This window comes from Catalinimonas alkaloidigena (assembly GCF_029504655.1).
In the GTDB taxonomy this organism is placed as follows: Bacteria; Bacteroidota; Bacteroidia; order Cytophagales; family Cyclobacteriaceae; genus Catalinimonas; species Catalinimonas alkaloidigena.
This window is the reverse complement of the sequence record NZ_JAQFIL010000001.1, coordinates 210,707-232,373: the sequence shown is the minus strand read 5'-3', so window position 1 is coordinate 232,373 and position 21,667 is coordinate 210,707. Positions and strand designations below refer to the sequence as shown.

Below are 21,667 nucleotides of genomic sequence, written 5' to 3'. Positions count from 1 at the left end.
CTTTATTTTTAACCTATGGGAAATAAAGCCCTTCTTTATATATTACCTTTCTGGAAATTTATACAATACAACTACTCAACTCACATGATCAAAGCTGGTACTACTTATCATATATTCCTTCTTGTATCATTCTCTTTCACTGTATGGATGACGCAATGCACTCCGTCATCCCAGGAAGAAGAGGAAGCGGTATACCTCTTTTCTTACTTTACCGGCAATGGGGAAGACGGACTGCACCTTGCCTGGAGTGAAAATGGCCTTAAATGGGAAGCGCTGAATGACGGACTACCTTACTTACAACCTCTGGTGGGTGAAAGCACGCTAATGCGTGACCCCTGCATTACCCAAACGCCCGATGGCACTTTCCATATGGTCTGGACTACCTCCTGGGAAGGCAATACCATCGGCTACGCACATTCTGACGACCTGATAAACTGGTCGGAGCAGATCGCCATTCCGGTGATGGCTCACGAAGATAGCGTGCGCAACTGCTGGGCACCGGAAATCAATTATATCCCGGAAGAGGAGCAGTTCATCATCTACTGGTCGTCTACCATTACCGACAAATTTCCGGAAACCGCCAACAGTACCAAAGACAGTACGCTAAGAAACCACCGCATTTACTATACGCTTACCTCCGACTTTGAGGACTTCAGCCCTACCCAGTTGCTGTATGATCCCGGTTTCAACGCGATTGACGCCAGTATTTATCCGCTGGAGGATCGCTACCTGATGTTTATCAAAGACGAATCCGAATTGCCCGAAGCCCAAAAGAATATCAGTATTGCTTATGCCGATGACATCACCGGGCCTTATGAGGTAGCAGACGAGCCCATCAGCGGCGACTACTGGGCGGAAGGCCCCACGGCAGCGCAGATTGACGGAACCTGGCATCTGTACTTTGACAAATACCGCAAAGGTGAGTTTGGTCTGCTGGTATCGCACGATCTGCAAAAGTGGGAAGAAAAATCGGAACAGTTGGAAATGCCTGAAGGCATCCGCCATGGTACCATCTTCAGAGTTTCCAGAGATGTATTGCAAAAGCTACAGGAGCAGGAAGTAGCGCAGTCTATGCTCTATCGGGATATCTCCCGCAAAGGTCGTCCCTATGCCAAAGATCCATCCGTGGTGAAGTTTCAGGACCGCTATTATATGTATTACTCTCTTCCTCCTGACGAAAATGGCGCAGAAAACAAAAGCGGATGGAATATCGGCATTGCCGTATCCGACGACCTCAGGCATTGGAAAAAGCTGGATGAAATACTGCCGCAGGCCGACTACGAAAACAAAGGGCTGTGCGCCCCCGGAGCGCTGGTGCATGAGGGTAAGGTGCACCTTTTCTACCAGACCTATGGCAATGCTGAAAATGATGCCATCTGCCACGCCTGGTCGGAGGATGGTATTCACTTTAGCCGGGATGAAAGTAATCCCGTTTTCTCTCCCACGGGCGACTGGAACGTAGGCCGGGCGATAGACGCTGATGTATTCATCAATGAAGATACTGCTTATCTGTACTGGGCCACCCGCGACCCTGCTTACGAACAGCAGATGGTAGGCGTATCCGTAGCCGCCCTGACGGATGGCTTCGGGAGATCATCATGGAAGCAAATCAGTCAGGAGCCGCTGCTGAAGCCTGAGTTAGCCTGGGAGATAAACTGCATAGAAGCCTCTTCGGTCTGTAAAATAAAGGATACATGGTATATGTTTTATGCCGGAGCCTATAATCACGAAGGGCAGCAGATCGGGCTGGCGAGCAGCCAGGATGGCATCCACTGGGAGAGGATGAGTGAGGAGCCTGTCCTTCCTAAGGGAGCACCTAATGCCTGGAATGCTACCGAATCGGGCCATCCGGGCGTGTTTATAGATGAGGATGGCAGCAAATACCTGTTTTATCAGGGCAATCCCAATAAGGGTTACACTTATTATTTATCAGCCAAACGCTGGGAAATGAAAGATGGAAAACTTACTTTTTCAGAGCTGTAGACAAATTGCGTTTTGAGCGTACATTGCATGTCTCTTGACAAAAAAAGGCCGTACATAGGAAGTCAATCTACAAACGTAAAGAATATCAATGATCAAAACTACCTGTCATGAAACGAAACACCTGGCCTTTATTTTTTCTAAGCTTCTTACTTTTTGTTAGCACTGCCCGGGCCCAGCAGATGGGAGAACAACTTCCACCCTGGCAGGAAGGCATGCTGGATATCCACCATATCAATACCGGAAGAGGCGATGCCGCTTATTTTATCTTTCCCGATGGCACTACTCTGCTGGTAGATGCCGGTGACATGAATCCTTTTGGCGAGCGCATCGGTACGCCCCGCAATACCCGCATCCATCCCGACAGCACCAAAAGCGCTCCGCTCTGGATTGTAGAATACATCCGTCAGTTTGCCCCTTCTAACAGTGCGCCTGTGCTAGATTATGCCATGATCACCCACTTTCACGATGATCATTACGGAAGTCTTCACCAGCAATCTGAGACTTCACAAAAAGGAGATTACAAACTGACCGGCATCACTGAAGTCGGAGAGCATATTCCTATCAAAATGTTGCTGGACAGAGGCTATCCCGACTATGCCTATCCGGTTCCGCTCAAGGGAGAAGGGGTACGACAGATGATGGCCTTTAATCCGCCTTTCAAACAGTGGTATGCGACTTTTGACAACTACCAGAAGTTTATTGAATACCAGCGAAAAGAGGAAGGCATGCAGGCCGCTCAGCTTAAGGCAGGCAGTAATGCCCAAGTCGTGCTCAAATATCTGTCGGACAAATACCCGGAGTTTGAAGTGCGTAACATCAAGTCCAACGGCAGCATCTGGACCGGGCAAGGCAATGATACTTATGAATATTTTCCTGACTTCAGTAACACGCCGGTGCAGGAGCGTCCGGGAGAAAACCCGCTGAGCAATGCCCTCCGCATCTCATATGGACCTTTTGACTATTTTACCGGAGGTGATATGCCGGGCATCGCAGATCTGGGAGAGCCGGAATGGAAAGATGTGGAAACGCCTGTCGCCAAAGCCGTGGGGCCGGTAGATGTAGTGGCCTTTAACCATCATGGAAACCGTGATTGCTGCAATTCCACCTTTATCAGCACGCTTCGTCCTCGGGTGTGGATAGAACAGACCTGGTCGTCCGACCATCCTGGCCACGAAGTGCTCCGCCGAGTGACTTCCAGACATATTTATCCCGGCGAGCGTGACCTTTTTGCCACCAATATCCTGGAAGCCAACAAGCAGGTGATCGGTCCATCGCTGGAAAAGGCTTACCAAAGCACCGAAGGGCATATCGTCATTAGAGTAGCGGCGGGCGGGAAAACGTATCAGGTGATTACCCTCAACGATAATAATGCGGAAAGAGAAGTTAGTGGTATATTTGGCCCTTATAGTGCAGCCCAACCGGCCCATGAGTAAGTCAGACATATAAGAATGCTCAAACCCGCTAAATCTTACAGAAACGATGTAGATGATCACGCATTTAGTGAAACTGATACTTTCCTGCAAAACATTTATACACACCGTAAGTGTGAATTTGGAATATACTTTGGGGAAATATTTTTTACTTCTCTGATTTTGAACAGCATCAGTTATATTTTTTCTGTCAGAATAACGCTCAATGGCCCACACCTGTTGGTATAAGATGCCGGCTATGTTGATTTAGCATTACATTTTTAAGCCTGCCAAATATTTTCAATGTAGCTACAGCTATCTATCAATTGCGGTTTTTTTTTGTTAATATAGGCCATACAACCTAATTGCTGATGCCTGAAAAACCTGTTGAAAAGAAGTCTTCCTTTTTTCAGGAACTCCAGAGACGCAATGTCTTCAGAGTTGCCAGTGTATATGCCATCACTGCCTGGCTGGTGATCCAGATCGCCGTGGCTATTTTCCCTTACCTCAACGTACCTGACTGGTTTACCACGGCCGTAATTATCTTTTTCCTGTTTGGCTTTCCGATTGCACTAATACTTGCCTGGGCATTTGAGCTAAGTCCGGAAGGAATAATCAGAACGACTTCTGTAGAGGCTGAGAATAACCCTTACCCTCCCGCCAAAAAGAAACCTTTTACTGGTACACTGGTCAATATAGGCCTGGTTATATTACTGATATTACAACACCTGTACTTCAACTACTGGACAGAGCGCAGTTCGGAGACTGCTTCTACTGAAGTTGCTGGGATCCACGACAAGTCTATTGCTGTGCTTCCTTTTGAAAACATCAGCAGCAACCAGGAAAATGAATATTTTAGTGATGGCCTGACCGAAGATATTATCAGCCAGCTTTCCAAGATCAACGCGCTTAAGGTGATTTCACGAACTTCTGTATTGCAGTACAAAGACAACCCTAAGCCTGTTAAGCAGATCGCCGGTGAATTGGGGGTGTCTGTAATTCTGGAGGGCAGCGTTCGCCGTATCGGTAACCGCATCCGCATCTCCGGACAGTTGATTGATGCCATCAACGACAGGCATCTGTGGGCAGAGTCTTATGACCGTGACATGGAAGATGTATTTGAGATACAGAGTGAGATTGCCCAGACCATTGCCTCCAAACTGGAAACACAGCTTACGCCCTCTGAGAAGGAAAGCATAGAAAAAAAGCCTACCAAGAATATAACGGCTTATAATTACTACCTCAAAGGTCGTGACTATTATTATCACTACACCAGTGAATATAATGAGCTGGCCATAGAGCAGTTTAAAGAAGCCATTGCGCTTGATCCGGAATATGCACTGGCCTGGGCAGGGCTGGGTGATGCTTATAGTCAGAAAAATATCCGCTTCGGCTTTGATGTAAGCTGGAACGATTCAAGCATAGTAGCAGGAGAAAAAGCTATATTCCTTGATCCTGCCTCTTCCGAAGCGTATAAAGCTCTAGCCAATGCTTACAACTATGCCCAGCAGTACGATAAAGCCTTTGAATTGCTGCAAAAAGCCGTAGCGCTTAACCCTAATAATGCCCCGGCAGTAGGTAACCTGGGAAGCAGCTATTTCCTGAGAGGAGAGCTGGCTGCTGCGCTTGTGTGGGAGAAAAAAGCAGCCGCCCTCAATCCCAACAACGCTATACCCTTTTACATTATCGGCTGGATTTACCGCCTCCTGGGAGACCTGCCCAGTGCGGAATTGTGGCTAAAAAAGTCTATCAATATGCGTCCTTTGCAGGATGCCTACAGGGAACTGGCTTATACTTATGTAAGTCAGGGAAAGAATGATGAAGCCTTGTCTTTACTACCTGCCATACTTGCGCTGGAAGAGGACAACGCCAGAGTGAAGGAAACCGCCGGGATGATCGCAAGCTTTGCCGGAAATGACTCACTGGCAAAGATTTATTATCGCCAGTCTATTGAACTGAACCCATCGGTAATGAATGACCCCCATACGGTCAGTCCGCTGGGCTTAGGTAGAATTCTGATTGAAGATGGCAAGCAAATGGAAGGCAACATTCTGTTAGCCAGGGCTACCGCACTTGCGCTCAATGAATTTTCTAAGGGGGCGCAGGCAGATGAGCATCCTTATAATCTTGCGGCTACCTACGCGGTACAGGGCAGAACAGAAGAAGCATTGAAATGGCTAAAAGAGGCGGTAGCATACAACTGGATAGACTATGCCCTGTTAGAGCATAGTCCTTTCTTTAAAAACATCAAAGATGAGCCCGACTTCCAGGCCATTGTATCCCAACTAAAAGCTAAAATGGAAGAGATGCGCCGGGAAACCGAGCAGAAAGATACGCTGATCCCCCAGGCACTTTAAGCCTGGCAGCTTTTTAGTTTTCTCCTAAATACGTTCCTGAGCCAAAGGCAAATATTTCAGAAGGAGTACGGGCATTGTTGATAATTTTGTTCATCTCGGCTACGACCTCCGGGTGTTGGTCGGCAATGTTGTTTTCTTCACCTATATCTTCAGCCAGGTTATAGAGTTCCAGTGGGTTGTCAGGATTTTCCAGCACCTCGTAGCGTACTGCTTTCCAGTCGCCTTTGCGTACCGCTACCCTGCCTCCTTTCTCATGAAACTCCCAGTATAGATACTCATGCTCCTCCTGACCCTCTTCACCCATCAGTGTAGGAAGCATGGAAATTCCGTCCACTTCTTTTTCCAAGGGAGCTTCAGCGACTTCAGCAAAGGTAGGGTACAAATCCCAGAAGGCTGAGATGTGCTGACTTTCACTGGCGGCAGGAATTTTTCCCGGCCAGCGGGCGATGGTAGGTACACGAATTCCCCCATCGTAAAGGTCACGTTTAAATCCTCTCAGCGGACCATTGCTGTCAAAATATTCTGGATCTGCGCCTCCTTCCAGATGAGGACCATTATCACTGGAGAAAACAATAAGTGTATTTTCATCTAAGCCTAGCTCTTTCAATTTAGCGACAATCTCTCCTACCTGATCATCCAGCACATTGACCATGGCAGCGAAAGCCGCATGGGTTTCCGCCTGCGATTCATAAGGCCCCTGGCGGTAATCCGGTCCTTCATCATAGCCTTCATAAGCTTTTTCGGGTTCAAATTTACCGCGGTACTTTTCCATATATTCTTCCGGTGCCGCCAGTTCAGCATGAGGAATGATGCTGGGGACAAAAAGAAAAAAGCTGGTATCTTGGTTTTGCTCAATAAAGTTCAGCGTCTGCTCATGAATGAGTGAGGGGGCGTATTGTCCTTTCTGCTTGCCTTCATTGTCCTCCAGCATGACTTTCTGGTCGTTGTCCCAGAGATAATAGGGATAATAATTATGACCCAAACGCTGGCAATTGTAGCCATAAAAACGATCAAATCCCTGATTGAGGGGGTCGCCTTCCGAACCGGGATAACCAAGTCCCCACTTCCCGAAAGCACCGGTAACATAGCCCTGCTCTTTGAGCATCTCTGGTAAGATACGAATGCTATCGGCTATTGGATACTGTCCCTCCGGTCTTACTTCTTTATTGCCCCGGATAAAGGTATGTCCGCTATGCTTGCCGGTCATGATCACCGAGCGGGATGGGGCACAGACAGTGCTACCGGAATAATGCTGCGTAAAGCGCATACCTTCTGCTGCCAACTGATCAATATTGGGTGTTTCAAAATGCGTTTGCCCGTACACACTCAGATCTCCATAGCCCAGATCATCGGCAAGTATAAAAACGATATTGGGTTTTCTGTTTTCAGTGCTAACTGTTTCTTCTTCGTTGGCCTGAGGTTGTGCACAACCTAAGAGAAGCAAAAAGCACGCAAAGAATAAATACTTGGATAGAGTCATTAAGATATAAATTAGGTTGTCTTCAAAGTCAAACAATAATGATAATAGATTCAGCCATAAGTAACAAATCCGGAATACCTGAAAAAGCGAAAGATAGCTTAGTTAGTATTCTCAAGGATTCTATTTATTTTCAGCAAGTTTATACTTAGCACTTATGCGGATGCCCTTCTAATACAGGTTAAAGCATGCAGAACCAAAGAGACCTTGCTGGCTGGTATGATCGCTGTGGAAGTAAGACTGCTGAAGGTATCTTAGTAGAAACATGAAGCTGTTCATGAAAGACGGAAAAGTTTATCGCTATGAAAAATAGTCCTAAGTCAGATCAGATCCTCCTGCTGGGTGATCCGCGCCTGAATGAAAAAAGCCGGGAGCTGGGTCAGCATGAGCTTCCTTATATCAATGAAGTCGTACAGGAATTACACGACATCCTCTTTGAGTTCAAAGCAAAGTATGGGGCTTTCCGGGCTATTGCCGCTCCTCAGATTGGTGAAATGATCCGCCTGATTTATATGAATATTGACCATCCGCTAATCATCATCAATCCATCGTTTAGCTATCTGAGTGAAGATAAGCTTGAGCTCTGGGATGACTGCATGTGTTTTCCCAATCTGCTGGTAAAAGTAGAGCGCCACCAAAGCTGTTTGATGGAATACTTTGATGAACATTTTGAAAAGCAGCAAATCAATGCGGAGGGGGCTTTGTCTGAACTTTTACAACATGAATATGATCATCTGGAAGGTATTCTGGCTACGCAAAGGGCAATTGACAAGCAATCATTCCGCTGGAGAAAAACCATGAATTCTTCCCTGTAATGCTAAAGCTATTGATGCATACATATTGATTTTTACCTTTTTCACCCTTTTCGCAAACATTTTTTACCCGGGCCTATTTCTCAAAGTATGGAAAAACTAAGCTTTAAAAACGGAGATACAATGCCCGCCATTGGGCTGGGAACCTGGAAATCTGATCCGGGAGATGTACATGATGCGGTGATAGCTGCCATTCAGAGTGGCTACCGCCATATTGATTGTGCGGCCATCTATGGTAATGAGTCTGAAGTGGGCGAGGCACTAAAAAAAGCATTTGCCGATGGCATGGTGAAAAGAGAAGAGCTTTGGGTCACTTCCAAGCTCTGGAATAATTCTCACCGAAGGGAGCAGATAATTCCTGCCCTGGAAAAGACGTTGAAAGATTTGCAACTGGAGTACCTTAACCTCTATCTGGTACACTGGCCGATAGCTTTGAATAAGGATGTGACTTTCCCCGAAGGGCCCGATGACTTTTTGAGCCTGGAAGAAGTGCCCATTACTGAAACCTGGAAAGGCATGGAAGAAGCTAAGCACAAAGGCCTGGCTAAACACATTGGGGTATCTAACTTCAGTGAGAAAAAGATCAGGGAGCTTCTTCAACAGTCAGAAAGTAAACCTGAAATGAATCAGGTAGAGATGCATCCCTATCTGCAACAAAAAGAATTGGTGGCATACTGTAAAGAGCAGGGGATTCACCTGACTGCCTACTCTCCGCTAGGCTCAGGAGACCGCCCTGCCAGATCAAAAAAAGAAAGCGACCCGGTGTTGATGGAGGATAAAACGATCCACAACATAGCCAAAAAACATGATTGTTCCCCTGCTCAGGTATTGATCAGCTGGGCTGTCAACAGAGGCACCGCCGTTATTCCCAAGTCTGTCAATCCTAAGCGTATTCAGCAGAACATTGACGCTGCTAAGATCAACCTAAGCGATGATGAAATGCAAACCATTGCCGGTCTGGATAAGCATCACCGCTTTATTGACGGTGCATTTTGGGCTATGGAAGGCTCTCCTTACAGCATGGAAGGGCTTTGGAATGAGTAATTAACTCATTTATTAGCTTGTCATCAGATATTAGCCGGGTGAAGACTCCCCGGCTATTTTTTTGTTCACTGATGCTTCGCTGACTTTGCCTCAATAATTTTAATGTTTGTAGTATTTATTTTTACCCTTTTAATACGCACTTCGGTACTAAACATTAAAAAACACATTTAATAATGTTTATTGTGTTACTAGACATTAAAAGGAGTTTTTCTTACCTTACAAACATCAAAAAACACATTATCTGATGTCTAATACCCTTTACTCCATTAATTCCGATCGCAATCAACCCTGGAATGCTCTTCCCCCTCTCCCCATTGCCAAGGATTTATACAAAACCATAGAGGTATTAGAAGCCCTGGGTCAGGCTAAATTAGCCCTGGGGCGTTTGCAGGGGCGAAGTGTGGCGATTCCTAATCCCGGCATGCTGATCAACACCATTAGCTTGCAGGAAGCTAAAGCCTCCAGTGCCATAGAAAACATCTTTACTACCGATGATGATCTTTACAGGGCTTATTCTGAAGATAATTTTTACGAAACTACCGGCCCTTCCAAAGAGGTGCTTTATTACCGGCAGGCACTGTGGGCCGGCTATGAGCATTTACAACAGCAGGATTTTGACATGGATTACCTCATCCAGATGTACCGCACCGTAAAGCAAAGTAGCGATGGTATCCGTCCTCCTTTTACCCAGATTGTTATTCGCCGTGGCGACAGTGGCCCGCAGGCAGGACAAGTAATTTATACCCCTCCCCGGGGTGCTAAACTGATAGAAGAAAAATTACAAAACCTGCTGAACTTTCTTAATAATGACGAACAGTATGCGGTTGATCCCTTGCTAAAAATGGCTATCGGACACTTTCAGTTTGAAGCTATCCACCCTTTTCGGGATGGTAACGGGAGAACAGGCAGGTTGCTAAACATTCATTACCTGACCAAAAAGGGCTTATTAGACTTACCTATTCTTTTTCTCAGCCGCTACATTATTGAAAACAAAAGTGATTATTACGCTTATCTGGCAGGAGTTTCACAAAGGGGAGACTGGAAAGCCTGGATACAGTATATGTTGAAAGCAGTAGAAATCACCTCTAACATTACCTACCAGAAAATAAATGACATCATCGCTACCAAAGACGCTATACTGGAAGTGGTGGAGAAAGAGACTGAGATAAGAAGGCCGGAACAGCTGATTCTCGCCATTTTCAACCAACCGCTTACCAAGGTAAAACATTTGACCGATCGTGGATATTATGCGGAAAATACCGCTCGCAACTACCTCAATCAGTTGAATGATATGGGCATACTGGAAAAGAAAAGCATAGAAGGGCACCATTACTACCTGAACCAGGAGCTCTACCGTATACTGGCCGAGTAATTACAAGCTAATTAGTTTATGAACAGTTGAGCATCGTATCTGATGTTCAAAAGCGTTATTTAATTCAGTAATGCGGTTTTAGACTGTGAGCATAAACCATTTTGTCAGCGAAATTCCATTGTCTCTGACCTGATAAATACTTATATTAATTCAAGCATAATTATACCCAAACACTTTTTATGTATCCATTATTTTTATCGTTGCTGTTCTGTTTATGCTGTATCTGTAACTTTTCCTTTGCCCAGGATCAAGAAAGGTTCCGGGTAAGCTCTGAAGAAGAGATAGAGCAGGCTATCCCCGCCAGCGATCGCTATCTGCTTGAGCAATTTCAGCAAGGAATTGTCAGCCTCCACAATGGTACTAAAGCAAACGCCAGACTCAATTATAACCTACTCCTGGAAGAGATACAGTTCATCAACCTCACCGGAGATACCATGGCGCTGGCAGATGAGCAGTTGGTGAAGCAGATCAGTATAGGCGATAAAACCTTCTACTATGGTGAGCAGTCGGGCTTTGTTGAGACAATCGCGGATTACTCACCGGTAAAGCTCGCGGTTCATCAGAAATTTACGACTATAAATGCTGAAAAAATGGGAGCTTATGAACAGTCTTCGGCAGTATCTTCTATCAGAACTTACAAATCTTTCACTACCAATACTGGTCAGCGACAAAACCTGAAGCTTAAAGGAGATTTGGTACTGGCTATAGAGTCTAGCTTTTATTTTGTTGATCAAAATAACCGTACTTACAAAGCCAATAAATCTGCTTTAAAGAAAATTTTTCCTGAGAAGAAAAATATCATCCGAGATTTTGTAAAAGAAGAGAAAATAGATTTCAATAAGGACGAAGACCTGAGAAAGCTGCTACAATACTGTAGCGAACTCTCCTCCTGATCTTATTCTGCTTTCGCCAGACTTTGTATGTCTTCTTTCTCAATAGTACGGATCACCCATTCGCCTACTTTTAGCCCTTGTGCCGTACCATTTTCGTTGGCATCACGATAATGAATACCTCCGTACAAACGGGATACCGCGGCTTCCTTAGCTGCTGACATAAAAGACGTAAAATCACGGGCAGGAATACCATAACTAACCTCCACATCATCAGTGTAGCTGAAACCATCCCCGAAATAATAGGTCAGTATATAAGCGGAAGCACCTGAAATGGTAGAGTGACCGCTGGTATACTCAGGAAAGGGAGGTGTTTGCAAAAGCGGTTCCCAGGTGGGGTCAATATATTTTCTGATCGCCGTCTCAGGCCTTATCCGGTTACTGCGGTATTTCTCATCCCAGCAGGAGATGAAGGCATCCATCAGACCCACTGCCACTACGGTATGTAGCTTCACTGATTCAGGAAAACTTTTCTGTGCCTTTTCGCAGGCGATGCTGGTGATGCCCATCCAATGCGCACCGGGAGAGATTTTCTTCAAGCCTACCATAAGATGACCATTATTTTCCATGGCAAACGGATTACAGTCCCAGAAAGAAGCGATTCTTCTGTGCTCCTGAGGCAGTGACTTACCTTCTTCGTAGACTTCCATCAGCATTTGGAAGTAGGGAGAGTTTTTGTCTTCACTGAAAGCTACCGGAGGAGCCGGCTTAAACTGACTGGCGGAATCCATGGTAAGTGGACGCACCGTGTTGAAATGCGGCTCTACCGCCGCGAAGTAGGCGGGCGGAGTGGGGTACCAATAACCTTTTCCTTCCAGCGGTGTGTATTTGGGGTAATTGCTGATCTCACGATAATGATCGCTTTTCACATACGCCAGCACCTGCTTACTGATCTCCTGCGCGTAGTTTTTTGACTGAGTGATGACTTCTTCTGCATAACCAAGTTGCTTACAGGAATCTAAAAATTGCTGCTCATAAGCCTGTATCATACTGCCAGAAGGTTGAATCTTCTGGGCTGTTTCCATCATGGCTAGTATGGCAGCGAGCGAAGGCGAATGCCCTTCAACTTCAGGCTTGGTGATTTCAGGAAATTCATTGAGGACCCCAGCCATGCTGCTCAAAGTAGCATCATGTTGTACCATTACCTCGTAGCCGGATAGATTGATGTAGGCAAAGAAACGCGCTGCTAAAGGAGGGTTGGTCACATCATGCACCATCACTTCGGTTACTTTTGCCATCAGCCTCTGAATGTCTTCATTGCTAAATTCCGGAAGTTCTTCCTGCTTTTGCCCACAAGCAAACATCAGTATGCTCATCCCCAGCAATAAAAAACATGCTCTTCCTCTCATAACTAGTTGATTTTATAAGCTTTTATCTCAGCCTGATTGATTCCAAATAATAGTGTATTATTCACTTCTATCACACTTCTCACATCGCCCCACACTTCTAAACCAGAATGCTGCTGAGGGATGTAGGCAAAGTTACCTTTTCCATCGCCTTCCAGCAAGATCCCATAATTCGCGTCACATTTTCCAAAGCGTAAGCGTGCCTGGCTAATATTACCACTCAGCAGCAGATCTTTGTTACCATCCTGATTATAATCAAAAGAGTTGATGGTGAAGACCGGAGAGGATTGCACCACCAAAGGCAATTCTTTTTGCTTAAACTTTCCTCTTTTGTTACTTTCAAAGTAAGTGGTTTTCAATTCATTGGCTTGTAAGCGTTGTACTCCTTCTAATTCCTCTTCGGTAAAAATATCCTTCAGTTGGGCATCTGCGTAACTATCATAGTCGGGAAAACGGGTACGCATCATCGCCATCTGGTCCAGCAGTTCGTCGCGGGTTACGGAGGGATAACTTTGACCCTGTATGTAAAAACAGAAGATGGGGTCAACCGATCCGTTGTCATCAAAATCTTTGTAGAACAGCTCAGCCGGTTCACTGTCGCTGACTTTGCATTGGGTATTCAATCCCATATTGCCTAGTACCAGATCAACTTTACCATCGCCATTCAAATCATCAGCCAGAATACTATTCCACCAACCGCTATACGTTTTCTCAAAGTAATCACTGGTTTTCTCTTCCAGCTTTCCATTGTTTTTGGCATATACCTGCACTGGCATCCACTCTCCTACTACTATGAGTTCTTCCTCCTGATCGTCATTCAGGTCTACCCAGGCAGCGTCGGTCACCATGCCTGCCTGCTGTAGCTGAGGCGACACGGTCTGTGTCATGTCTTTGAACTTAGCCTGACCATCATTGATCAGTACATAGCTAGGCGGAACTTCAGGATAACGTCCGGGAATCACGCGGCTACCTACAAAAAGGTCAAGCTTTCCGTCTCCATCAATATCAGAGGCACGAGCACAGCTACTGCTGGTGAGCATTGCAGGTAAAGCTCCTTTGCTTTTGGCATAATTTCCCTGGCCATCATTGAGGTAGAGCCGATCCTGCAATGCTTCATCTTCAGGCATAAAATCATTATAGCCCCCACTACACACATAAAGGTCGGCAGCACCATCACTATTGGCATCAAAAAACAGGGCATCCACATCTTCACTCCGCTGGTCTTCAGTAAAAGCGGAAGTGTTTTGCTGTACAAATTTTCCGTTGGCCTGCTGTAGGTATAAAGCGCCCGCCTGCCCACTACTTCCTCCTACATACACATCTTCCCGGCCATCTCCGTTTACATCAGCCTTTGCCATAGCAGGGCCGGAAAAAGACAGCGGATTTACCATCAGCGGCTGACGCTTGAAATCATTCAGCCTGTTTTCTTTATGTTCAAAGGCGAGTGGAGCGTTTACCTCCTGATAAATTGTTTGTTGCGGCTTTGGAAAAGGATAGTTTTCAGTGGCATCTTTTTCATTCAATGTAATGCGCTGATCTATGCTTAAGCTTGTAAGCAATTGCTGCTTGCCACTTTGCCATACGATACGGAGGGAGTCAATTTCGCTGTGCTCTCCCAAACCAAAGTGCAAAATAGGAGAAACGCTGGACTGATAGCCTCGTGAAGGCATCTGCTCCAGGTACTGCACTTTACCCTCTGCATAGAGCATCACTTTGGCTCCGATACCAAAGCGGTTCATTCCCTCCCCTTCCAGCTTAAGCTGCAGGTAGTGATGCTCTCTCTCCTGCTTAGCTTCATTTTGAAAGATAAAAGCAGGGCGGTTAATGTTGTTTACGACCAGGTCCAGATCGCCATCATTATCCAGGTCAGCGTAGGCTGCTCCATTGCTATTAGATGCCATGCGCAAGCCCCATTCAGTAGTAGCGTCAGAAAAGGTTGTAGCGTGGTCAGAGGTGCCTCCATTATTTTTGTACATATAGTTGACCACATTGGATGAGGGCATCTGGTACACCAACTCCAGTATATCTTTACGCAAAAGGTTCCCTTCTCTTCTGTTCAGGTAATCGCCCATGTGCTTCATAAAATCCATATTGGTATAATCGCGCACATAGCCATTGGTAACAAAGAGGTCTTTCCAGCCATCATTGTCATAATCCGCCAGCAGGGCAGCCCAACTCCAGTCCGTATTGGAGACACCCGCCAGTTGTCCTATTTCGCTAAAAGTAGGCTGACCATCGGCTCCCGGGCCATTGTTGGTATGCAGCATGTTCCGCATATACTGATAATAAAACCCCACGTTCAGGTTCAGGTTAAACAGCTCATAATTATCAGGAGCAAACAGCAGCTTTTGCCTTCTGTTATCTTCAGGTAACATGTCCAGGGTATAGATATCCTGCAAACCATCATTGTTGATGTCGGCAATATCATTGCCCATAGAAAAGTGTGAAGTATGCCCTAACTGTGACTGTATCTGATCTGTGAATGTGACTTTCCCGTCGGGCCCATAACCATTATTGATGTAGAGAAAATCTGGTATGGCATAATCATTAGAAATGTAAATATCCGGCCAGCCATCAGCATTGATATCGGCTATACCTACTCCCAGGCCATAAGAAAGAGAAGTACTCTGGATGCCCGACTCTGCGGTTACATCAACAAAAACCCTCCGCTCGCCCGCTTCTCCCGACGAAAAAGGCGTATGATTCTTAAAGAGTCGTACACCATTAGAAGGATCTTCTTTTTTGAGCAGGTCTGCCGTAGAGGCTTCATCTAATACCGGTAAGGGAAAAGGGCTATGATTTAACAGAAACATATCCAGGTCACCATCCCGGTCATAGTCAAAGAAAGTAGCTTGTGTACTGGTGGCGGTGCTGGCCAGATCATACTCTTCCGCCATTTCTCTGAAGCTAAGTTTACCTGATGCATCCACGCCCTGGTTGATAAATAGCTGGTTACGTCGATTCTCCGGCCTTACGTTTCCTGAATAGCACACGTAGATGTCCAGCCAGCCATCGCTATTGACATCCGCCATGGTAACCCCTGTTTTCCAGGGTGCTTTCTTTCCGGAAACACCAGCCTCTTCGGTGACATCTTCAAATTGAAGGGATGCATTCCCTTCTGCCCCTTTATTCAGATAAAGCTTATTGGAGATCATATTGCCAGAGAAATAGATGTCTTCCCAGCCATCATTATTAACATCCCCGATGGCTACGCCACCTCCATTGTAAAAGTACTCATAAGCCATCACATTGGTATTCAGCCCTTCGGTAAGCTCATTATTGAACTTTACATTGGTAGCTTGTGGTGAGAGTAAGGTAAACAGTGGTGGAGGGGAAGAAGTAGCTTTGGAAGATGCCTTCTCCTGTGTGGTATCTGTATTCTGGTCACTGCAACTTGACACGAGAACTGCTGCCAAGAAAAGCCAATAAATCAGGGAGTGTGTATTCCGAGCCAATTTTATTTATTCTTTAGATATGTCCTAAAACAGAAAATCTATGCTGGTATTTTATAACCAGCATAGATTTTAAAAAATTCAAGTAAGCATGTGATTAATCGCGCGGCGACCGTCACGCTCTTACTTTATGATTAGTAGCCCGGGTTCTGAACCAAAGCCTCATTTCTATTGATCTCATCTCTTTCAAATGGCATAAAATACATTTTATCTAACCATTGACGATTCTCAAACCCAGGATCCAGATCAGCAACAGTATAAGTATAATCGTAATTATCAGGATTGTATTGATAAAGCGTTACATTGGCGCCCGGCTTCAAAGTACCTTCTATCAGAATAATCTGAGGTTGTTGTCCTAAAGTCTCTTCAGCTATCATCCAGCGGCGTGCGTCATGGAAACGATGCTCTTCATACACCAACTCAACCCTGCGCTCATTTCTATATTGATTCATCAGTTCATCACCAGTAGCAGTGATTGCCGGCATACCGGCACGGAATCGGATCTTATTCAACCATTCTCGTGCTTCTGCATCCTGACCCAACTCTATGCTTGCTTCCGCGTAATTTAGCATAGCTTCTGTATATCGTAACTCTGGCCAGGGAATTTCCTGACGTGTATTCTGGTCTACGATACTAGGGTCTTTGTTGATGAACTTATGCATATAATAGCCGGTACGGGTACCGTTCCAGTCTTCAATAGGACTCTGACGGGTATCCAAACCAAAATGGGTGGCAACTTCACCATCTTGAATGACTTCATACTGTCCGGTTTGAATCTCATTGGCAGGATCTCTAGGCGCAACATCAGCGGTACGAGGTTTCCAGCCAGCACCATCATGGAGAATAGTAGCATAAAAGCGAGGGTCCCTGTTCTCATAAGGAGCGGCCGCGTGCTCAGGATTATTCCAGTCAAACTCACTGCCATCCATCATTTCATAGTCATCTACCAGATTTTGCGTAGGGGTATTACCTGCCCAGTTATGATAGCCGTTAGGTCCGTTATCCAGAGCAGCTCTACTTCCATCCTCAACTTTCGCATTGATAAAATATCTTGCAAATAAAAGCTCGCTTTCTCCTCCATTCTTAGACAAAGACATATTTTCGTAATTCTGCTCACCCTCTTCAGGTGATACCGGAGCCGTTAAGTCTGTCATATAGCCATTCGCTTCGTCCAAAACAGCTTTTGCTGCTGCCTGAGCAGCTTGCCAACGTGAGGTTTGATCACCACCTGTATAACCTATAAGCTCAGGATTAGAATAGCCCGCTATTACGCTCGAGTTAGCTGAAGCTGTAGGGATATGATGCAAGTCGCTGGCAGCATACAACAGTATACGAGACTTTAATGCCAAAGCAGCGGCTCTGTTAGCGCGACCATCACCCAAAGCTTTACCTTCCAATAACTGAGCAGCAGCATCACAGTCTGCCACAATAAAATTAACACACTCTTCAAAGGAGCTTCTCTGCAGGCTATAATCAGCTTCTCCTAACTCATATACTCTGTCAATTATAGGCACTCCACCCCATAACCGGACTAGTTGATGATAGAAAAACGCTCGCATAAAACGGGCTTCTCCCAAAAGCCTTTCAGCTAATTCAGCATCATCAAACTGAGGTTCAGTCAGGTTTTCTATCGCAATATTCGTAGCCCTGAGTCTGCTAAACATATCTCCATATCTCAAACGGGGGTCTCCCCAGTTGATTACATTATCAGGAGTGGTACGAGACTCAGTAACGGTAGTTATTCCCCGGCCGGGGTGGGTGAAGATAGCCTCATCTGTAGTAGAAGCCAGCATTTCTTCATTGAACCCGCCGTCATTTAAACCATTATAAATATCGGTTACCGCTGCTTCAGCCAGCCCTGGGTCTACCCACACGGCATTTTCTGATATTTCATCCAGAGGCTCGGTGTTCACAAAGTCATCATTACAGCCCGTAGCAATACCCAAAGCCATGACGACAGTTAAAGATATATATTTTACCTTATTCATCTTTTTGCGTTTATCAATTCTTAAAATGTTACGGTTGCACCCAGGTTAATAATACGTGACTGCGGATAATACTGACCGCTCTGGCTATTAGACTCAGGGTCATATACATCTAACTCATCAATAGTAAACAGATTGAGCCCGTTAGCATAAATTCTCAAATTACCAATACCAACTTTTTCAGTCAGATCTACCGGTAAATTATACCCTATCTCAAAGTTCTTTAAACGAATATAGTCCGCATCCCTCAGCCAGTAAGAGTTACCGGAAGAATACCACTGATTGTTTCTGTCGGCGATGCGAGGGTGTACACTACTAGGGTTATCTATCTGCCAGCGATTTTCATAGGTATCCAGCAAAAAGTTACCAATACTTCCGGATTCAGTAATCACGAATACCTTTGCTCCGGCAGCTCCCTGGAATAAGATAGATAAATCAAAGTTTTTATAGTTAGCACTTAGATTTATACCTCCTTGGAAAAGTGGAATAGATGTATAGTCAGTCCTCACCTGGTCATCAGCGGTAATTTTACCATCAGGTACGCCATCAGGACCGTACAGATCTTTGTACTTCATATCTCCGGGACGTAAGTTGTTGGTCAATTCGCTATAGTCAATGGTATTGGCGTCAATTTCTTCCTGGGTAGCAAATACACCATCATACTCATAAAGCTGATAAGTGTACATGGGCTTTCCAGTAGTTCTTTGCCAATCAGGAGCACCAGGCGCCTCATCCCAGTAAACAATTTCATTTTGTGCATAACCACCATTTACGCTGGCGCTAAAGCTAAAGTCACCAACCTGACCATTATACCCTACATTAAAGTCATAGCCCATATTTTTCACTTCAGCTATGTTTTCAGGAGGCAAAGTCATACCAGTATGCTGAGGCACTGAGCCAAATCTGGGCCATAAAATATCGGTTCTATTGTTCATAAAGTAATCAAACTCGAAGAAGATTCTGCCTTCCAGCATCTGACCTTCAATACCGATATTGGCATTATTGGCTACCTCCCAGGTAATTGAATTGTTAGGCACACGGGTCTCAAATAGTGTGGTAACTTCCTGCTGATTAATAATAAAGCTACTGAGGCCATAAGTAGAAAGGTATTGGTATTCTTGCAGCGAACCGTTCGGCCCTTGAGTAATATTATCATTACCCATTTGCCCCCATGATCCACGGATTTTCAGATAGTCCATGAAGCTGATGTTGTCTTTCCAGAAATTTTCTTCTGAAATCACCCAACCTGCCAGGAAGCCAGGGAAGAATCCGTAGCGAGTATCCTCAGGGAACATGTATGAGCCATCATAGCGCCATAAGAACTCAGCAAGATATTTTTCCTGATAGTTATAAGCGACACGACCAAAGTAGTTCAGACGAGCACGCTCCCAGGCACTACCGCCGATCCTTTGCTCGTTTGTACCACCGGCAAACAACTGGTCAACCGCATCGGAGATGAAAAACCTGCGGTAGGCATTAAATCCACTCCACTCTATGGTTTCTCTGTTTACACCTGCCAGGAAAGTCAGGTTATGATCTCCAAATGCTTTAGTATAGTTAATAGTTGTACCCAACAATATATTCAACTGGTCTTCATTGCCTTGTGACAGGTTAGGTTCAGCCGGGCCACGTTGTACTCTATTCATGATAGGCTCATCGGCTTCATCAAATCCATCCCAGGTGTAAAGATCCCAGGGAGTATTCCATCTCTTAGTCTGGCGTATGTATTTATCAATCGCTGCTGTTCCCGTTACTTTCAAACCTTCAACACCGGGGATAGAAATCTCCAGTGACCCGTTCGTTTGAATGTAATTTCTGTCGTCATTATCATATCCGGTAGCACCTGTGGTTACTACGACGGGTTGGGTGCCATTTTCAATATCAGGACCCGGTAATCCGTTAGGCCAATAGGCAGGTGAAGTGGGTATTCCTCGCATCTGCATTCTGAAAATCTGTCCGGCAGATACTGTAGGGAAGTAGCGTCTTTCCTGACGCCCTAACATACCAATTGAAGCTTTGATATATTCATTGATTTGCCCATCCAGGTTGATACGAATATCATACTGCTTATAGCCGGTGGCTGAGTTTTTGTAGAAAGCATCCTGATTTTGATAACCCAATGATGCCAGGTACTTGAAGCTCTCTGAACCACCGGAAAGCTGCACATTATGTTGTGACTGAGGAGACCAGTTTTTGAGCGTCTCATCATACCAGTTCGTATTAGGGTGTCCCCAGGGGTCATTACCATTTCTGAAAAGCTCAATATCTTCCGGAGTATACGTAGCCGGTAATTCACTACCATCATTTCTTGTATAAACTCCTTCCGAATCAAAAGCGGCCTGAGCAGCTTCCCATTCTTCTACCGGTAAATTAAAAATCTCCAGCTCGTTTCTCATCTCAGCAAACTGGGCAGCATCTGCCAAATCAGGCACTCTGGTGGGTTGCGCCCAGCCCTGATTGAAAGAGTAGGATAACTGAGGTTTTCCGCTTTTTCCACGTTTGGTAGTAATCAGGATTACCCCATTCGCCGCACGTGCTCCATAAATCGCTGCCGATGCGTCTTTTAGCACAGATACACTTTCAATGTCTGCAGGATTTATACGCTCCAGGCCCCCTGCTCTATCAGGTATACCATCAACTACTACGAGCGCGTTATTATTACCCAGTGTATTTGTTCCTCTGATACGGATCGCAGAGCCATCATAACCCGGCTCACCGCTTCTGTTTACTGCAAACACTCCAGGAATACGACCGGCAAGTGAATTGGAAAGGTTAACCGTAGGAGATTTAGTAAGCTCTCTTCCTTCTACCGCTGCCACTGAACCGGTTACCGTTACTTTTTTCTGCTCACCATAACCTACCACTACAACCTCAGAGAGAGATTGTACATCAGCAGCCAGACTCACATTAATCGTAGTACGTCCGCCAATTTCCACCTCCTGCGCTTCGTAACCTACAGATGAATAAATCAAAGTAGTAGTCTCATCAGGAACGCTTAGGTTATAGTTACCTTCCACATCGGTAATGGTACCGATGGTAGTTCCTTTGGCCAAGATGTTTACGCCAGGAAGCCCTGAACCATCTTCGGCGTCTGTTACTTTGCCGGAGATGTTTTTCTCCATCACTTCCAACTGTATCATGGTAGCTGCAGTAGAACTTAGCCAGGGCTGACTTTCAGAGTCTTTCGCTCTGGCATCCTGACTTTGTGCATCACTCACCTGAGGCTCGGTACGCTGTATTTTATCTACCTGCTTACTCTGGCGATAGATCACATAGTACTTGTCTCCGGTTTTTCTGTATTTGAGGTCAAGAGGGGTCAGGTAATTTTCCAGTATATCCTCTACTGAGCCTTGTACTGCATTTTCCTCTAGCTGTATTTTTTGGTTTTCTACCAGGCTAAGGTCATAGGTGAAGTATACTTTATACTCAGACTGCAGTTTTTCCAGTACACTCTTGAGTGTCTGGCTTTCTTTCTGCTGATCTTTGTTTTCATCACCTGTAGCCAGGTGATTGACATTTACATTACTGGCAATTGCCAGT

General features: G+C 45.3%; 12 protein-coding genes. 7 read left to right on the top strand and 5 right to left on the bottom strand.

The window, feature by feature from the left end; all coding sequences use genetic code 11:
• Positions 1 to 15: 15 nt before the first annotated feature.
• The 3 genes from OKW21_RS00965 to OKW21_RS00955 all read left to right on the top strand — a co-directional run bounded on the left by OKW21_RS00965 (position 16) and on the right by OKW21_RS00955 (position 5,749).
• Positions 16 to 1,983: a family 43 glycosylhydrolase gene (locus OKW21_RS00965; RefSeq protein WP_277476477.1), complete on the top strand. Its 1,968-nt coding sequence runs from the start codon at positions 16 to 18 to the stop codon at positions 1,981 to 1,983.
• Between the two features lie 107 nt (positions 1,984 to 2,090).
• A complete protein-coding gene (locus tag OKW21_RS00960; RefSeq protein WP_277476475.1) occupies positions 2,091 to 3,416 on the top strand; it encodes a ComEC/Rec2 family competence protein in 1,326 nt (441 codons plus the stop codon).
• 347 nt (positions 3,417 to 3,763) lie between these two features.
• Positions 3,764 to 5,749, top strand: coding sequence for a TPR end-of-group domain-containing protein (locus tag OKW21_RS00955; RefSeq protein ID WP_277476474.1), 1,986 nt, complete (start codon positions 3,764 to 3,766; stop codon positions 5,747 to 5,749).
• A 13-nt stretch (positions 5,750 to 5,762) separates the two neighbouring features.
• Here OKW21_RS00955 and OKW21_RS00950 read toward each other — a convergent pair whose 3' ends face one another.
• Complete coding sequence (locus tag OKW21_RS00950) at positions 5,763 to 7,229, bottom strand: arylsulfatase (protein WP_277476471.1); 1,467 nt, start codon at positions 7,227 to 7,229, stop codon at positions 5,763 to 5,765.
• 299 nt (positions 7,230 to 7,528) lie between these two features.
• Between OKW21_RS00950 and OKW21_RS00945 the strand changes: the two genes are divergently transcribed.
• The 4 genes from OKW21_RS00945 to OKW21_RS00930 all read left to right on the top strand — a co-directional run bounded on the left by OKW21_RS00945 (position 7,529) and on the right by OKW21_RS00930 (position 11,347).
• Positions 7,529 to 8,041, top strand: a complete 513-nt coding sequence (locus tag OKW21_RS00945) for a peptide deformylase (RefSeq protein ID WP_277476470.1) — start codon at positions 7,529 to 7,531, stop codon at positions 8,039 to 8,041.
• Positions 8,042 to 8,128: 87 nt separating this feature from the next.
• Positions 8,129 to 9,082 carry an aldo/keto reductase gene (locus OKW21_RS00940; protein ID WP_277476469.1) on the top strand — a complete coding sequence of 318 codons (954 nt, stop codon included), beginning with the start codon at positions 8,129 to 8,131 and terminating at the stop codon, positions 9,080 to 9,082.
• Between the two features lie 244 nt (positions 9,083 to 9,326).
• Entirely contained in the window at positions 9,327 to 10,454 is a 1,128-nt protein-coding gene (locus tag OKW21_RS00935) for a Fic family protein (protein WP_277476468.1), read from the top strand.
• A 179-nt stretch (positions 10,455 to 10,633) separates the two neighbouring features.
• Positions 10,634 to 11,347: a hypothetical protein gene (locus tag OKW21_RS00930; protein ID WP_277476467.1), complete on the top strand. Its 714-nt coding sequence runs from the start codon at positions 10,634 to 10,636 to the stop codon at positions 11,345 to 11,347.
• Positions 11,348 to 11,349: 2 nt separating this feature from the next.
• Here OKW21_RS00930 and OKW21_RS00925 read toward each other — a convergent pair whose 3' ends face one another.
• The 4 genes from OKW21_RS00925 to OKW21_RS00910 all read right to left on the bottom strand — a co-directional run bounded on the left by OKW21_RS00925 (position 11,350) and on the right by OKW21_RS00910 (position 21,267).
• Positions 11,350 to 12,693, bottom strand: a complete 1,344-nt coding sequence (locus OKW21_RS00925) for a vanadium-dependent haloperoxidase (RefSeq protein ID WP_277476466.1) — start codon at positions 12,691 to 12,693, stop codon at positions 11,350 to 11,352.
• A gap of 2 nt (positions 12,694 to 12,695) precedes the next feature.
• Positions 12,696 to 16,091, bottom strand: a complete 3,396-nt coding sequence (locus OKW21_RS00920; protein WP_277476464.1) for a VCBS repeat-containing protein — start codon at positions 16,089 to 16,091, stop codon at positions 12,696 to 12,698.
• A gap of 185 nt (positions 16,092 to 16,276) precedes the next feature.
• Positions 16,277 to 18,130, bottom strand: coding sequence for a RagB/SusD family nutrient uptake outer membrane protein (locus OKW21_RS00915; RefSeq protein WP_277476463.1), 1,854 nt, complete (start codon positions 18,128 to 18,130; stop codon positions 16,277 to 16,279).
• 20 nt (positions 18,131 to 18,150) lie between these two features.
• Positions 18,151 to 21,267 carry a SusC/RagA family TonB-linked outer membrane protein gene (locus tag OKW21_RS00910; RefSeq protein ID WP_420870132.1) on the bottom strand — a complete coding sequence of 1,039 codons (3,117 nt, stop codon included), beginning with the start codon at positions 21,265 to 21,267 and terminating at the stop codon, positions 18,151 to 18,153.
• Between the last annotated feature and the right edge of the window lie 400 nt (positions 21,268 to 21,667).

Excerpts from the sequence above, each read along its gene's own strand:
- OKW21_RS00965 (WP_277476477.1), top strand. The coding sequence starts at position 16 with ATGGGAAATAAAGCCCTTCTTTATATATTACCTTTCTGGAAATTTATA.
- OKW21_RS00960 (WP_277476475.1), top strand. The coding sequence starts at position 2,091 with ATGAAACGAAACACCTGGCCTTTATTTTTTCTAAGCTTCTTACTTTTT.
- OKW21_RS00955 (WP_277476474.1), top strand. The coding sequence starts at position 3,764 with ATGCCTGAAAAACCTGTTGAAAAGAAGTCTTCCTTTTTTCAGGAACTC.
- OKW21_RS00950 (WP_277476471.1), bottom strand. The coding sequence starts at position 7,229 with ATGACTCTATCCAAGTATTTATTCTTTGCGTGCTTTTTGCTTCTCTTA.
- OKW21_RS00945 (WP_277476470.1), top strand. The coding sequence starts at position 7,529 with ATGAAAAATAGTCCTAAGTCAGATCAGATCCTCCTGCTGGGTGATCCG.
- OKW21_RS00940 (WP_277476469.1), top strand. The coding sequence starts at position 8,129 with ATGGAAAAACTAAGCTTTAAAAACGGAGATACAATGCCCGCCATTGGG.
- OKW21_RS00935 (WP_277476468.1), top strand. The coding sequence starts at position 9,327 with ATGTCTAATACCCTTTACTCCATTAATTCCGATCGCAATCAACCCTGG.
- OKW21_RS00930 (WP_277476467.1), top strand. The coding sequence starts at position 10,634 with ATGTATCCATTATTTTTATCGTTGCTGTTCTGTTTATGCTGTATCTGT.
- OKW21_RS00925 (WP_277476466.1), bottom strand. The coding sequence starts at position 12,693 with ATGAGAGGAAGAGCATGTTTTTTATTGCTGGGGATGAGCATACTGATG.
- OKW21_RS00915 (WP_277476463.1), bottom strand. The coding sequence starts at position 18,130 with ATGAATAAGGTAAAATATATATCTTTAACTGTCGTCATGGCTTTGGGT.
- OKW21_RS00910 (WP_420870132.1), bottom strand. The coding sequence starts at position 21,267 with ATGATACAGTTGGAAGTGATGGAGAAAAACATCTCCGGCAAAGTAACA.